Origin of the sequence: Thiomicrospira sp. (assembly GCF_036568485.1) — a bacterium.
Classification (GTDB): Bacteria; Pseudomonadota; Gammaproteobacteria; order Thiomicrospirales; family Thiomicrospiraceae; genus Thiomicrospira.
In genome coordinates this window covers 21839-35464 of sequence record NZ_DATCSL010000120.1, presented here as the reverse complement: position 1 = coordinate 35464, position 13626 = coordinate 21839, and the positions used below count along the sequence as shown (strand labels likewise).

13 protein-coding genes and 4 tRNA genes are annotated in these 13626 nt (G+C 44.9%); 5 read left to right on the top strand and 12 right to left on the bottom strand.

Annotated elements, in window-relative coordinates; translation table 11 throughout:
• From VIM91_RS11255 to sucC, 4 genes are all read right to left on the bottom strand, one after another.
• Positions 1 to 222: L,D-transpeptidase (locus VIM91_RS11255; protein ID WP_331864903.1), on the bottom strand; the 222-nt coding region annotated here is incomplete at its 3' end.
• A gap of 18 nt (positions 223 to 240) precedes the next feature.
• Complete coding sequence (locus tag VIM91_RS11250) at positions 241 to 1872, bottom strand: NAD+ synthase (protein ID WP_331864902.1); 1632 nt, start codon at positions 1870 to 1872, stop codon at positions 241 to 243.
• A gap of 16 nt (positions 1873 to 1888) precedes the next feature.
• On the bottom strand, positions 1889 to 2764 hold the full coding sequence (gene sucD, locus VIM91_RS11245) for a succinate--CoA ligase subunit alpha (protein ID WP_331864901.1): 876 nt from the start codon (positions 2762 to 2764) through the stop codon (positions 1889 to 1891).
• Positions 2761 to 3930 (bottom strand): ADP-forming succinate--CoA ligase subunit beta, encoded by a 1170-nt coding sequence (sucC, locus tag VIM91_RS11240; protein WP_331864900.1) that lies wholly within the window; start codon positions 3928 to 3930, stop codon positions 2761 to 2763. Before sucC ends, sucD begins: the two co-directional genes overlap by 4 nt.
• A gap of 121 nt (positions 3931 to 4051) precedes the next feature.
• Between sucC and VIM91_RS11235 the strand changes: the two genes are divergently transcribed.
• Positions 4052 to 4354: a PP0621 family protein gene (locus tag VIM91_RS11235; protein WP_331864899.1), complete on the top strand. Its 303-nt coding sequence runs from the start codon at positions 4052 to 4054 to the stop codon at positions 4352 to 4354.
• Here the strand turns inward: VIM91_RS11235 and VIM91_RS11230 are convergent.
• Positions 4336 to 4788: a peptidylprolyl isomerase gene (locus VIM91_RS11230; protein WP_331864898.1), complete on the bottom strand. Its 453-nt coding sequence runs from the start codon at positions 4786 to 4788 to the stop codon at positions 4336 to 4338. The two genes, VIM91_RS11235 and VIM91_RS11230, sit on opposite strands and share 19 nt — an antisense overlap.
• Before the next feature lie 64 nt (positions 4789 to 4852).
• Complete coding sequence (locus VIM91_RS11225; RefSeq protein WP_331864897.1) at positions 4853 to 5200, bottom strand: hypothetical protein; 348 nt, start codon at positions 5198 to 5200, stop codon at positions 4853 to 4855.
• Positions 5201 to 5402: 202 nt separating this feature from the next.
• Here VIM91_RS11225 and VIM91_RS11220 point away from each other — a divergent pair, with 202 nt between their 5' ends.
• Both VIM91_RS11220 and VIM91_RS11215 read left to right on the top strand, forming a co-directional pair.
• Positions 5403 to 5861 carry a YhcH/YjgK/YiaL family protein gene (locus VIM91_RS11220; RefSeq protein WP_331864896.1) on the top strand — a complete coding sequence of 153 codons (459 nt, stop codon included), beginning with the start codon at positions 5403 to 5405 and terminating at the stop codon, positions 5859 to 5861.
• 110 nt (positions 5862 to 5971) lie between these two features.
• Positions 5972 to 7096: an FAD/NAD(P)-binding oxidoreductase gene (locus tag VIM91_RS11215; RefSeq protein WP_331864895.1), complete on the top strand. Its 1125-nt coding sequence runs from the start codon at positions 5972 to 5974 to the stop codon at positions 7094 to 7096.
• A 124-nt stretch (positions 7097 to 7220) separates the two neighbouring features.
• Here the strand turns inward: VIM91_RS11215 and acnB are convergent, their stop codons facing one another.
• Entirely contained in the window at positions 7221 to 9797 is a 2577-nt protein-coding gene (acnB, locus tag VIM91_RS11210; RefSeq protein ID WP_331864894.1) for a bifunctional aconitate hydratase 2/2-methylisocitrate dehydratase, read from the bottom strand.
• A gap of 139 nt (positions 9798 to 9936) precedes the next feature.
• On the opposite strand from acnB, the gene purB reads away from it, so the two are divergent.
• Both purB and VIM91_RS11200 read left to right on the top strand, forming a co-directional pair.
• On the top strand, positions 9937 to 11346 hold the full coding sequence (purB, locus tag VIM91_RS11205) for an adenylosuccinate lyase (RefSeq protein ID WP_331864893.1): 1410 nt from the start codon (positions 9937 to 9939) through the stop codon (positions 11344 to 11346).
• A gap of 93 nt (positions 11347 to 11439) precedes the next feature.
• A complete protein-coding gene (locus VIM91_RS11200) occupies positions 11440 to 12648 on the top strand; it encodes a cupin domain-containing protein (protein WP_331864892.1) in 1209 nt (402 codons plus the stop codon).
• 137 nt (positions 12649 to 12785) lie between these two features.
• On the opposite strand, the gene VIM91_RS11195 is transcribed toward VIM91_RS11200, so the two are convergent.
• The 5 genes from VIM91_RS11195 to VIM91_RS11175 form a co-directional block, all read right to left on the bottom strand.
• Positions 12786 to 12862 (bottom strand) — tRNA-Asp (locus VIM91_RS11195).
• A gap of 4 nt (positions 12863 to 12866) precedes the next feature.
• Positions 12867 to 12942, bottom strand: a tRNA-Val gene (locus VIM91_RS11190).
• Positions 12943 to 13026: 84 nt separating this feature from the next.
• A tRNA-Asp gene (locus tag VIM91_RS11185) sits at positions 13027 to 13103 on the bottom strand.
• A 6-nt stretch (positions 13104 to 13109) separates the two neighbouring features.
• Positions 13110 to 13185: transfer RNA gene (locus VIM91_RS11180), tRNA-Val, on the bottom strand.
• A gap of 122 nt (positions 13186 to 13307) precedes the next feature.
• Positions 13308 to 13580: an HU family DNA-binding protein gene (locus VIM91_RS11175; protein WP_029934489.1), complete on the bottom strand. Its 273-nt coding sequence runs from the start codon at positions 13578 to 13580 to the stop codon at positions 13308 to 13310.
• Positions 13581 to 13626 lie beyond the last annotated feature (46 nt).

Below are 13626 nucleotides of genomic sequence, written 5' to 3'. Positions count from 1 at the left end.
TGCAACAAACACACTATTTACCGGTAATCCGTCGCCAATTTTGGCTCGAATAATATGTTTACCTAGTGGGGTTTGATTTGAACCTTTGGCTTGACCTATTCCTTTTTGAGCCGTGCTGATCGAATAGGTTTTTTCAACACGGTGTCCACGCCATAATTTCAGTGTTTGAGTTTTAACTGAAACCTCAATATGCACAGGTTCTTCAATATTAATTCGCTTCAAACTCACCACCAGGCCTGGTTATTCGCTATAACCACTGGTGATCGGATAACGCCGATCACGCCCAAACGCACGTAACGAAATTCGCACACCTGGCGCAGCCTGACGGCGTTTATATTCACTGCGGTTAATTAAACCAATGACGCGGTAGACCACCTCCGATTCAGCAATACCCGCTGCGACTACTTCCGCCGGCGTCTGGTCTTGTTCAACATAAGCCTTAATGATCGCGTCCAATACATCGTAATCCGGCAAAGAATCTTGATCCATCTGATCTGGTCTCAACTCAGCTGATGGCGGGCGTGTAATCACACGTTTTGGAATCACTTTATTTAGTTGATTTCGATACTCGGCTAAACGGTAGACCAGCGTTTTAGGGACATCTTTAAGCGGCGAAAATCCGCCCACCATATCACCATAAAGTGTGCTGTAACCCACCGCCGATTCACTTTTGTTACTCGTTGCTAACACTAACTTACCGAGTTTATTCGACAAAGCCATTAACAAGGTTCCACGAATACGGGCTTGCAGGTTTTCTTCTGTGAGATCCATCTCATAGCCCTCAAACCGCTCGGCCAAACTGGCTTCAAAGCTGTTATAAAGCGATTCAATCGGTAAACTATCATATTTAACCCGCATGGTTTCGGCTTGAGCTTGCGCATCTTCGATACTGATTTGAGCGGTATAGCGAAAAGGCATCATCACCGCTTCAACTTGATCGGCACCTAATGCATCCACGGCTAATGCTAAGGTAAGCGCGGAATCAATACCGCCCGATAAGCCCAGCAAAACCCCTTTAAACCCATTTTTGTGCACATAATCTCGAATACCGAGTTTGATCGCTTCATATATGCGCGCTTCACCTTGATATAAAGGGGACTGCGAACCAGCTAAAATCTCTACTTTGTCCTGGCTTTTTACCAATTGAACTGGGGTTAATGCATTCGTAAATTCCGGCGCCTGAACTTGAACGTCGCCTTCTGCCGACATCGCAAACGAACCACCGTCAAACACCAACTCGTCTTGCCCACCCACTTGGTTGACATAAATAACAGGCAACTTAACTTCATCGACACGACGGCGTACCACATCTAAGCGATCTTGATATTTTTCACTATGAAAAGGTGAGGCGTTGATGTTAATAATCACCTCAGCACCAGCTTGTGCGGTTTGTAAAGCTGGGCCAGGTTTCCAAATATCTTCACAGATAACCAAACCAAACTGCACGCCTTTAAAACCTACCACGCAAGGATTACAACCGGCTGAAAAATAACGCTGTTCATCAAATACGTTGTAATTGGGTAGATGCTGTTTCATATAACTGGCTTGAATCATACCTTCGCTAATCCAAGCGGCCATATTAAAGCGTTCACCCAAAGCATCCATCATAGGATAACCCACCACCATCGCGACATCTTTTACTTGGTCACAAAGTGTGTTGAGTGCTTGTTGAATTTGTGGGTATAAACCATGTCTTAATAATAAGTCTTCAGGTGGATAACCTAATAAACTCATCTCAGGGAAAACCACTAGGTCTGCATTATGGTCTTGTTTGGCCTGATTAGCCGCCCGCACCATACGTTCTACATTGCCGGAAATATCGCCAACTAATGGATCAATTTGAGCCATAACAACTTGGATCGTGTGCGACATGATTCCCCCTAGACCTTTAAGCCTTATTTAGTCGTTCAAAAAGTGCCGATCCCATCTCGGTTGGCGTACGCACCACGGTTACACCGGCGGCTTCTAAAGCCGCAAACTTGGCTTCCGCCGTGCCTTTACCACCGCTCACAATCGCACCCGCATGTCCCATACGTTTACCGGGCGGTGCGGTAACACCAGCAATATAAGCCACCACCGGCTTGGTGACATGTGCTTGGATAAACTCAGCCGCATCTTCTTCGGCTTGTCCACCAATTTCACCCACCATAATAATGCCTTGAGTTTGCGGGTCTTTCTCAAACAAGGCCAAACAGTCAATAAAACTCATACCATGAATCGGATCACCACCAATCCCCACACAAGTTGACTGACCCAAGCCGTTTTGAGTAGTCTGATGCACCGCTTCATAAGTCAGTGTGCCAGAACGAGAGACTACACCTACTTTACCCGGTAAATGAATATGACCTGGCATAATGCCGATCTTGCACTCGCCGGGCGTAATCAAGCCAGGGCAGTTTGGGCCGATTAAATAACTATCCGAAGCTTCTAACACCGCACGCACTTTCAACATATCGTTAACCGGAATGCCTTCAGTAATGCAGGTAATCACCTTTATACCAGCGTCTATGGCTTCAATAATTGAATCCGCCGCAAAAGCTGGCGGCACATAAATCATGCTGGCCTCAGCACCAGTTTGTTGAACCGCGTCTTTAACCGTATTAAATACCGGCAAGCCTAAATGTGTTTGACCGCCTTTTCCAGGGGTCACGCCACCGACCATTTTGGTGCCATACGCCAGCGCTTGCTCTGAGTGAAATGTGCCTTGTTTACCGGTAAAGCCTTGGCAGATAACGCGGGTGTTTTTGTTAATTAAAATGCTCATGCGTTCTCTCCTGCCACTTCAACCACTTTACGCGCGGCACTCGCCAAGTCGTTCGCACTGATAATACTTAAACCACTTTGCGCTAATCTTTCACGACCTAATTCAACATTCGTACCTTCTAAGCGAACAACTACAGGAATCGATAAACCGACTTCTTTAACCGCCTGAATAATGCCATCGGCAATTAAATCACAGCGCACAATACCGCCAAAAATATTGACTAAAATGGCTTTCACTTCTGACGAAGATAAAATCAACTTAAAGGCTTCAGCGACACGTTCAGGGGTCGTGCCACCACCAACGTCTAAAAAGTTAGCCGGTTGGCCACCATTTAGTTTAATTAAATCCATCGTCGCCATCGCCAGACCAGCGCCATTCACCATGCAACCGATGTTGCCATCCAATGCAATGTAATTCAGCTGAAACTCTGAGGCTTGGGCTTCACGTTCATCTTCTTGACTAATATCACGCCATTCCACCAGGCCTGGTTGTCTGTATAACGCATTCGGATCAATATTAACCTTGGCATCCAAAGCAACCAGTTGATTGTCTGCGGTTAAAACCAACGGATTGATTTCAACCTGGGCAAAATCTTTTTCCAGCGCTAACTGATACAAGCTTTTTAAAATAGCGCCCAACTGTTTAAAAGCATCACCTTTCAAACCCAACGCAAATCCGACTTCTCGGGCTTGATAAGGCATCACACCCAACAAAGGATTCAGATCTAAACAGATAATTTTATCCGGCTGAGTAGCCGCGACTTCTTCAATATCCATGCCACCGGAGGCAGAAATCACAAACCGATGAGTTTTTTCGACTCGATCCACTACCAAACTCAAATACAACTCTTGCTGAATATCTAAGGTTTGCTCAATTAACAGCTTGTTAATCGGTAAAGCTTTACCAGCCGTTTGAATCGTCGCCAAACTTGATCCCAGCAAGGATTTTGCAACCTGTTCAGCTTCCTCTGGTGTTTTAACCAGTTTGACGCCGCCTGCTTTGCCACGCGCACCCGCATGAATTTGGGCTTTGACCACCCAACCTTCACTCGTTATCTGCTTAATCGCATCTGAAACCTGCGACAGATCATCAACCACCACACCGTGCGGCACCGGAATTCCAGCTTGTTTAAACAGGAGCTTAGCCTGATACTCATGTAAATTCATTGTGTGTTTTAACTCCAACCAACCATGGCCAAGGCTGATCTAGCCCTAGATTAAAATTGCTTTTATTTTAAATATTTCAGACAATGTTTGCATTCATACACCCCATTAAGGCTGTTTTTATATGCAAGCTATCCTGTTTTTAGCGTTTGTTTTGCTCGTTTATTTTTTGATTCGCATGATACTTAATATCATTATTGAAGCTCGAGAAAAAACTCAACCCACCTCTTCCGAGTCAGTTGAACCGCTCGACAGCCAGCTCATGGTGCGGTGTGCACATTGTGGTGTACATTTACCACAATCAGAGGCTTATTTTGATGGCAAACATACCTATTGCAGTGAAGGCCATATGAAAGCTGGCCCCAATTTTAACGCTGACAACGCATCCGAATCAAAACAATCCCAAACTCAAGAAACCGAATCGTAAACCGCCTCAACCTTGACTTCAAAAATAAACGTTTGACCGGCTAAAGGATGATTAAAATCAACCGTAATATCATCCTCTTGAATCTTAACCACTGTACCTGGCACTTCGTCCCCTGTTGGCGTATCAAACCCAACCACATCGCCTACTTTTAAGTTCATGTCATCGGGAAATTCACTGCGCTGCATGGTATAGACATTCGTCGGGTCAGGAAAACCAAACCCATCTTCAGGCGGTACAAAAAACTTAGCTTGTGTACCCACCTCTAAACCAATTAACAAACTTTCAAGATTAGCTAACAGGCTACCCTCACCAATTTTAAAGCGATAAACTTCACCTGGTTCAGTTTGGTCTATCGGGGTTTTATCGGCCAAGCTTAAGGTAAAACTGATGCCAATGTCGCTGTTATCTTGTACAACCAGAGGCGCTGAACTCATAAATTCTCCTGCTTCAACTCACCATAACTCAACACATTAGGTTAAGTCATTAAGGCTTAAAGGTTTACGTTTTGCCAAACAAAGAAAAGGGTTCTCGCGGAATATCACCACAACGAATACGCCACTTTAACTCATAGCCGCAATCTTCCCCCACCGCACAAGCAGCATGATGATCAACAAACTCAGCGGATTTTTGGGCTTGTCGCAGCAAATATTCATACCCTGTCGGACACAAGGCTTCCGCCTGTTTACGCAAGGTGCGGCTTTCAAAATCTTTAGGCGGTTCACTGCGAACTTGAATTAACTCGTATTCTTCTTTTGTTTCAGACAAGGTATTAACGCTGACTTGTGCGCAACCCGAAAATAGAAACACCAGGCCTGGTATTAACCACAAAACATGTTTTATATTCATAACATCGCTATTCAATTGAGATCACGTTAATGGTCAGCTTGTGAACCATTCAACTTAAAACGGCAAGTTTACCACAAGCCCCGTTTAAACGAAGGCAATCCTAAACCAAAAAACCGCATGATAAGCGTAAATATTTTTCTTTATTTAAAGCCAGCTCGCGTAAAATGGCAAAATTAATCTTTTAAGTAAAAAGCGAGCTTTTATGATTTTTGATCGTCTTGAAAATGCCCCTTTATATAAAGGTATACATCCAGCGGTGGATCAGGCTTTAGACTATATTTCCAGTGGCATAGACTTTAGTAAGTTAGAAATTGGTCGCCACAAAATCAGCGACCAGCTGGACGCCATAATTGATGAATATGAAACACAGACCAGCGATGGCTCACTTTATGAAGCACATCGCCAATTTATTGACGTGCAAGTTATGTTAGCTGGCGATGAATACATGGGCGTCTTACCTCTGACCAACCAAACCCCAGTGCAAGCCTATAACGACGAAAAAGATTTTGCCCTCTACCAAGTGGCCGGCCAAATGATTCATGTAAAAAAAGGCATGTTTATCATCTTCTTCCCTACCGATTTACATATGCCTTGCATCGGCACCCCAGCGCGAAAAATTCGTAAGCTGGTGATGAAAGCAAGAGTGGATGCAAAACGCTAATTCATCTATTTTTTCCTTGAGTCAAACTTGCGCGAAATCATCACTTTATAAAAGCACAAAAAGTTTGCTATGATAACTTGAATATTTTGCGCATTAGGTAAGGATTAACTATGAAGATTGCGATTCTAGGGACAGGTTTTGCCGCTTTAACTGCTATTAAACAAGTTAGAAAACAGCTTAAAGACGTTACCATTCAAGTATTCGCACCCACCCAAAATTTGATCTATCTGCCCAGTTTAATCTGGATACCGTCAAAAATCCGTCAAGCCGACGATCTTAAAGTAGACCTACACAACTTCTTCAACCGCCAGCGGGTCGAGTTTATTCCATCCCAAGTTGAGTCCATTATAGATGGTGGGCGCACCGTTGTTACCGACACAGGTGAGTTTGCTAATGATGGTTTAATTATTGCCAGCGGTGGTCGCTTTATTAAAAAGTTACCGGGCATTGAACATGCCATCACCCCATGTGAAGGCATTCCAGCCGCCGAAAAAATACGTGACCAACTTGAAACTATGGAGTCAGGCACCATTGCAATCGGCTTTGGCGGCAACCCTAACGAACCCGCCGCCATGCGTGGTGGCCCAATGTTCGAATTTTTATTCGGAATCGACACCCTACTTCGCCAACAAGGTCGTAGAGACAAGTTTAAAATTATTTTCTTTAATCCTGCACCAGAACCTGGCAAACGCCTAGGCGCGAAAGTGCCTGAAAAAATGCAGGTTATGATGGCTAAAAAGAATATCGAAACTCACCTAGGCCACAAGATGCTGGGCTTTGAAGCCGATAAAGTTAAAACTGAAGGTGGTGAATTCCACGCCGATCTCATTTTATTCATGCCCGGCATGACAGGCCCGGCTTGGTTAGATAACACCGACTTACCCAAGTCTGCAGGCGGGATGATTGAGGCGGATGAGTTTGCACAGGTTAAAGGCTTTGAGAAAACTTACGTCGCGGGGGATGCCGGCAGCTTTGAAGGCCCGGATTGGCAACCTAAACAGGCTCATGCCGCTGATATTCAAGCTAAAGTGGCCGCGCACAATCTGGCCAGAGACATTAACCAAACCGGTGAAAAACAAAAGATTAAGCATGAACTGGTCTGTATCGTCGATACACTGAGCCATGGCATGTTAATCCGCCGCACCGAAAAAGGTACATTGATGTTGCCGCCCTGCCGTTTAATGCATTATGCCAAACGCTTTTTTGAATGGTGGTATCTGCGCAGCTACCGTTAATAACGATGGATTATGCTCATCTTAAATAGGATTTAAGTCGTATTTAAGAACAAAAAAAGCCCGCTATTATTAATTCAATAGCGGGCTTTTTTGTTCAAGCACCAGGCCTGGTGCTTGTGTATTATCAGCCGACGGCTACGCCGATTTCTGATAAGTTTTTAGGCGATTTAATCTCATAATCCGCCATTTCATCAAACTGCAAATAACGATATACATCATCCGCCATAGTATTTAATCGACTGACCGCGGCTAAATACTCATCCGGCGTAGGAATCTTTCCAGACGCTGCAATTACGGCGGCTAATTCAGCTGAACCTAAATAGACATTCGCGCCGTTACCTAAACGGTTTGGAAAGTTACGTGTTGAGGTCGAGAACACAGTCGAGCCATCCGCAACACGCGCTTGGTTACCCATACATAACGAGCAGCCCGGCATTTCAGTTCGCGCACCAGCGCGCCCAAAGGTGCTGTAATAACCTTCTTCGATTAATTGACGTTCGTCCATTTTGGTAGGCGGTGCGATCCATAAACGAGTTGGCACCACGCCATTTAAGGTTTCCAAGACTTTACCAGCTGCACGATAATGACCAATATTGGTCATACACGAACCAATAAACACCTCATCAATCTTCTCCCCTGCGACTTCCGACAAGAGTTTGACGTCATCTGGATCATTAGGACAAGCCACAATTGGTTCTTTTATCTGGTCAAGATCAATCTCAATGATTTCGGCGTATTGCGCATCGGCGTCGGCTTCTAGCAGCACGGGGTTATCAATCCACTTTTGCATTTCATCACGACGACGTAATAATGTACGCGCATCTTGATAACCGTTTTCGACCATCCATTCAATCAAACGAATGTTTGATTTTAAGAACTCGATAATTGATGCTTCACCTAGTTTCACCACACAGCCATTTGCCGAACGCTCAGCAGACGCATCTGATAATTCAAACGCCTGCTCAACTTTTAGGTCTGGTAATCCTTCGATCTCTAACACCCGACCGTTAAAGACATTCTTTTTGCCTTTCTTTTCAACCGTCAATAACCCATCTTGAATTGCTTGATATGGAATCGCATTCACTAAATCACGTAAGGTCACGCCTGGCTGCATTTTGCCTTTAAAACGCACCAATACTGATTCCGGCATATTCAATGGCATCACACCCAAGGTCGCACCAAATGCTACTAGACCTGAACCCGCCGGGAATGAAATCCCGATTGGGAAACGGGTATGCGAATCACCACCTGTACCCACGGTGTCCGGCAATAACATACGGTTTAACCAAGAGTGAATCACACCGTCGCCTGGACGTAGCGACACGCCACCACGACTGGTAATAAACTCTGGCAAGCTGTGCTGCAATTTAATATCCACTGGCTTTGGATAAGCAGCGGTATGACAGAAAGACTGAAGTACAAAATCGGCACTGAAACCTAAACAAGCCAGCTCTTTCATTTCGTCACGTGTCATAGCACCCGTCGTATCTTGCGAACCCACGGTCGACATATGCGGTTCACAATACACACCTGGACGCACGCCATCAACGCCACAAGCTTGACCGACCATTTTCTGAGCCAGTGTGAATCCGTGAGTTTGTTTATCTTCATCCATCGGGCGAATAAAGTGTTCACTTGGTGCTAACTCTAATGCGCGACGTGTTTTGTCGGTTAAATCACGACCGATAATTAACGGCACACGTCCACCTGCACGTACTTCATCCGGCATGGTAATCGGGTCTAATTTAAAGGTGCTTAGAACCTCACCTGCTTCGTTAGTGATCTTGCCTTCATATGGATAAATATGAATCACATCACCCATATTCATTTCAGACACGTCACACTCAATTGGCAAGGAACCGGAATCTTCCGCCGTATTAAAGAAAATCGGCGCAATTTTTCCGCCCAAAACCACGCCACCTTGGCGTTTGTTGGGTACATAAGGAATATCATTACCAAAAAACCACATAACGGAGTTCATAGCCGACTTACGGGATGAACCAGTACCCACCACATCACCAACATAAGCCACCGGATGACCTTTGGCTTTTAAAGATTCAATGGTTTGAGGCACATCTTGCATTTTTGCCGCTAACATTTCCTTAGCATGCAAAGGAATGTCTGGACGCGACCAAGCCGCGGTTGCTGGTGACAAGTCATCCGTATTGGTTTCCCCATCAACTTTAAAGACTGTGACGGTAATTTTCTCAGGCATGGGCTCTTTGTCAGTAAACCACTTAGCCTCAGACCAAGCCTCAACAACTTGTTTAGCATAAGCATTTGTATTCGCTTTTTCCAAAACGTCATGATAAGCGTCATAAACCAACATGGTTTTAGACAAAGCTTTCATCGCAGCTTCAGCCACCTCGACATTTTTACTATCCAATAATTCAATGAGTGGCTGAACGTTATAACCACCCAGCATCGTACCTAACAAAAACGCCGCATGGGCCGCCGGAATAGCGGAAACATTTATTTTCTCAGAAGCCACATCGGCCAAAAAACTGGCTTTCACATAAGCCGCTTCATCCACTCCTGGTGGTACACGATGCGTTAAAAGCTCAACTAAAACTCCAACCTCTTCAGATTTTGGATTTTTTAAAAGTTCAATTAAATCGGCTGTTTGTTTCGCATCAAGCGGTAATGGTGGAATGCCCTGTTCAGCGCGTTCCGCTTCGTGTTGGCGATAAGCTTCTAACATAAAATCATGCTCCCTAATTTAGTTCGTCTAATTGCGATATAATACCATGTTTGATTATTTAAGGCTCGCAGCATCTGCAAAAGCTTAGTAGCAATAAGCTGCATTTGACTGGCCCAGAATTGGTTTTAAGGAAATTATTATGTCTGACTCTCTCATGCTCTCTGAACTCACCGCTATTTCACCTGTCGATGGTCGCTATGGCGCACGTCTTAACGATTTAAAGGCCATTTTTAGCGAATTCGGATTAATAAAAAATCGCGTAAGAGTTGAGGTAGCCTGGTTACAAATGCTGTCCAACCACCCTGGTATTCCAGAAGTACCAAAATTTAGCGAGCAAGCCACCCAACATTTGCTTAAATTGGTGAACGAATTCAGCCTAGACATGGCACAGCGTGTTAAAGAAATTGAACGCACCACCAACCACGATGTAAAAGCCGTTGAGTATTTAATCAAAGAACACATGAAATCAGTAGCTGAACTCGATGCTATTAATGAGTTTGTGCATTTTGCTTGTACTTCGGAAGACATTAACAACCTAGCTTATGCTCTAATGCTTAAAGATGCGCGTGAGCAAACTCTGGTTCCGCAAATGCAAAAACTGGTTGACCAAATGGCTGAAAAAGCCATTGAGATGGCCGCTATCCCAATGATGTCACGCACACATGGTCAGCCGGCCTCTCCTACAACCGTGGGTAAAGAGTTTGCCAACGTCGCTTACCGCTTACAGCGCCAAATCAAACAATTAATGAATGTACAAATTATGGGCAAAATTAACGGTGCAACCGGTAACTATAATGCTCATTTAGCGGCCTATCCGAGTTTAAACTGGTATGAACTTAGCGAGCAGTTTGTTCAATCACTTGGACTGGCTTGGAACCCCTATACCATTCAAATTGAACCGCATGACTATATTGCCGAATATTTCCATGCAGTCTCACGTTTCAATACGGTTCTAATCGACTTTGATCGTGATATCTGGGGCTACATCTCACTTGGTTTCTTCAAACAAAAAACCGTCGCCGGTGAAATTGGCTCATCCACCATGCCGCACAAAGTCAACCCTATTGATTTTGAAAACTCAGAAGGCAACCTAGGCATCGCTAATGCCATCTTCGAACACTTGGCTCAAAAACTGCCAATATCTCGCTGGCAGCGTGACTTAACCGACTCAACGGTTCTGCGCAATCTGGGCGTGGGCATTGCACATACACAAATCGCGCTACAAGCTAGCATGAAAGGTTTAGGAAAACTAGAAGTTAACGAAGAGAAGCTTGCCCAAGACTTAGATGATAACTGGGAAGTTCTAGCCGAAGCCATTCAAACCGTTATGCGCCGCTACGGTATTGAACAACCTTATGAAAAACTTAAAGAGCTTACACGTGGTCGTCGCGTTAACTCACAAATCATGCAAGAATTTGTGGATCGCTTAGAGCTACCAGCAGAAGTAAAAAAAGCTTTAAGAGAAATGACACCGGCTAGCTATATCGGCAACGCGCAACGTCAAGCTGAAACCATTGAACTGGCACTCACTATCGTTAAAGGCCGCTAACCTAAGTTTTCAAAACACAACCTCGGCACCAGGCCTGGTGTCGAGCATATCCAGCCTTATAAACACCCAAATACTCTATCTAAAAGGATTTATATGATTCATTTCAACAGCGTGGATCAAGCGACTTTTTTGCGTGATTACTGGCAAAAAAAACCCTTACTTATTCGCCAAGCTTTACCAAACTTTATTAGCCCGTTAACCCCTGAAGAACTCGCTGGTTTATCGCTTGAAGAAGAAGTAGAAAGTCGCCTAGTTGTTCAAAAATCAGACACTGACTACGAACTAAAAAATGGCGCTTTCAGCGAGCAAGACTATCAAAATTTGCCCGAAAAAAACTGGACTTTACTTGTGCAAGGCGTGGATCGCTTAATCCCGGAAGTGCATGACATCTTAAACGAGTTTGACTTTATTCCACGCTGGCGCATTGACGACATCATGATCAGCTACGCCACCGAAGGCGGCAACGTAGGGCCACATTTTGATCATTATGATGTGTTTTTACTTCAGGCGGCCGGCCAACGCAAATGGATGCTGACTTCTCAAGACTGTACGGAAGATAACTATCTAAAAGACGTCAGTTTACGTTTAATGAAATCGTTTCCAATAGAAGAAGAATGGGTTCTCGAAGCGGGTGATGTTTTATATCTACCACCCAAATGGGGACACCATGGCGTCGCCCTTGATGATGAATGTATGACCTATTCCATTGGTTATCGTAGTTATAAAGGTCAAGAACTCTGGGATAGCTTTGGTGACTACCTGTCTGAGCACAATCAATTTAACCAGCTTTACCAAGACCCGAACTGGACAGATGCGAAACCCGCCGAAATCCCTAACCAGGCCTGGTTGCAAGCCAAACAGTTATTGCTAGATGTATTAAACGACGAACAAGCGATGCAACACTGGTTTGGCCGCTTTGCTACTCAACTGGATCAGCAAGCACACCAAGCCTTGCCAGAGCCGTTAAGCACCGAAGAAACGGCCACTCTTGAAGACTTCACAGACGCCCTTTCCAGTGCCAAAGGTTTTCAGAAGGATCCTATTTGTCGCTTTGCCTATCAAAAACTCAGTGATCAACCTATAGTGACACTCTATATCAACGGTTTTGAATGGCCAGTTACTGGCGTACAAGACGCGATCATTATGCAACTGGCCAACCAAGACTGCATTGACAGCGAAAGCTTGCAACGCTGGTCCAAGCAACCCAAAGTTGTTCGCTGCTTATATGAACTTTGGCAAAGACAGTTTTTTACCTTTGTTGACGATGAACCTGTTGCTATTGAAGCAGAGGATTTAGACTAAAACTCCAGTCAACAAGCCTTGCCAACTAACGCAAGGCTTGGCAAGACCACCTCTATACAATTAAATAGCTAAACTACTAAAGTCAGGACAATAAAAAAGCCCCTAGAATCAAATAGACTCTAGGGGCTTTTTAGTGTTGGCGGAGCGGACGGGGCTCGAACCCGCGACCCCCGGCGTGACAGGCCGGTATTCTAACCAACTGAACTACCGCTCCAATGTGGTGGGTGCTGAGGGGATCGAACCCCCGACCCTCGCCTTGTAAGGGCGATGCTCTCCCAGCTGAGCTAAGCACCCATGTAACGGATTACACTTATTTTGTCACTATTTGCAAGATGTCAAACTTGCAATAAAAAAGCTAGCAATGCTAGCTTTCAAATCTGGCGGAGCGGACGGGGCTCGAACCCGCGACCCCCGGCGTGACAGGCCGGTATTCTAACCAACTGAACTACCGCTCCAGAATTTGGTGGGTGCTGAGGGGATCGAACCCCCGACCCTCGCCTTGTAAGGGCGATGCTCTCCCAGCTGAGCTAAGCACCCAATTCTGCATTCTGACTGGCTTAGAGCCGTGTGTCGTTGTGCTTAATTGATGCGCGTATTATAAAGAGCTGGGGAGCGATGTCAACAGAATTTACGACAAATTTATGACATTTAATTCTGAATTAGTTAACAGCGTCTTTTAGAGCCTTACCTGCTGAAAACTTAGGCACTTTAGCGGCTGGAATTTTCATCTCTGCGCCAGTTTGAGGGTTACGACCAGTACGAGCCGCACGTTCGCCTACTTTGAATGTTCCAAAACCAATGATAGCAACCTGGTCACCTTTGCTTAGAGCGGTCGTTACCGTACCCACTGTTGCTTCTAGTGCCGCAGCCGCTTGTACTTTTGTTAAACCGGCTTTTTCAGCAATTGCGCTTACCAATTCAGATTTATTCATGTTTATATACTCCAGTAAAAATTATTATTATCGCCATCGAAATGGA

Coding starts and splice junctions, on each gene's coding strand:
- sucC (WP_331864900.1), bottom strand. CDS start 3,930: ATGAATTTACATGAGTATCAGGCTAAGCTCCTGTTTAAACAAGCTGGA.
- purB (WP_331864893.1), top strand. CDS start 9,937: ATGTCTGACTCTCTCATGCTCTCTGAACTCACCGCTATTTCACCTGTC.
- VIM91_RS11225 (WP_331864897.1), bottom strand. CDS start 5,200: ATGAATATAAAACATGTTTTGTGGTTAATACCAGGCCTGGTGTTTCTA.
- VIM91_RS11220 (WP_331864896.1), top strand. CDS start 5,403: ATGATTTTTGATCGTCTTGAAAATGCCCCTTTATATAAAGGTATACAT.
- acnB (WP_331864894.1), bottom strand. CDS start 9,797: ATGTTAGAAGCTTATCGCCAACACGAAGCGGAACGCGCTGAACAGGGC.
- VIM91_RS11250 (WP_331864902.1), bottom strand. CDS start 1,872: ATGTCGCACACGATCCAAGTTGTTATGGCTCAAATTGATCCATTAGTT.
- VIM91_RS11230 (WP_331864898.1), bottom strand. CDS start 4,788: ATGAGTTCAGCGCCTCTGGTTGTACAAGATAACAGCGACATTGGCATC.
- VIM91_RS11200 (WP_331864892.1), top strand. CDS start 11,440: ATGATTCATTTCAACAGCGTGGATCAAGCGACTTTTTTGCGTGATTAC.
- VIM91_RS11175 (WP_029934489.1), bottom strand. CDS start 13,580: ATGAATAAATCTGAATTGGTAAGCGCAATTGCTGAAAAAGCCGGTTTA.
- sucD (WP_331864901.1), bottom strand. CDS start 2,764: ATGAGCATTTTAATTAACAAAAACACCCGCGTTATCTGCCAAGGCTTT.
- VIM91_RS11235 (WP_331864899.1), top strand. CDS start 4,052: ATGCAAGCTATCCTGTTTTTAGCGTTTGTTTTGCTCGTTTATTTTTTG.
- VIM91_RS11215 (WP_331864895.1), top strand. CDS start 5,972: ATGAAGATTGCGATTCTAGGGACAGGTTTTGCCGCTTTAACTGCTATT.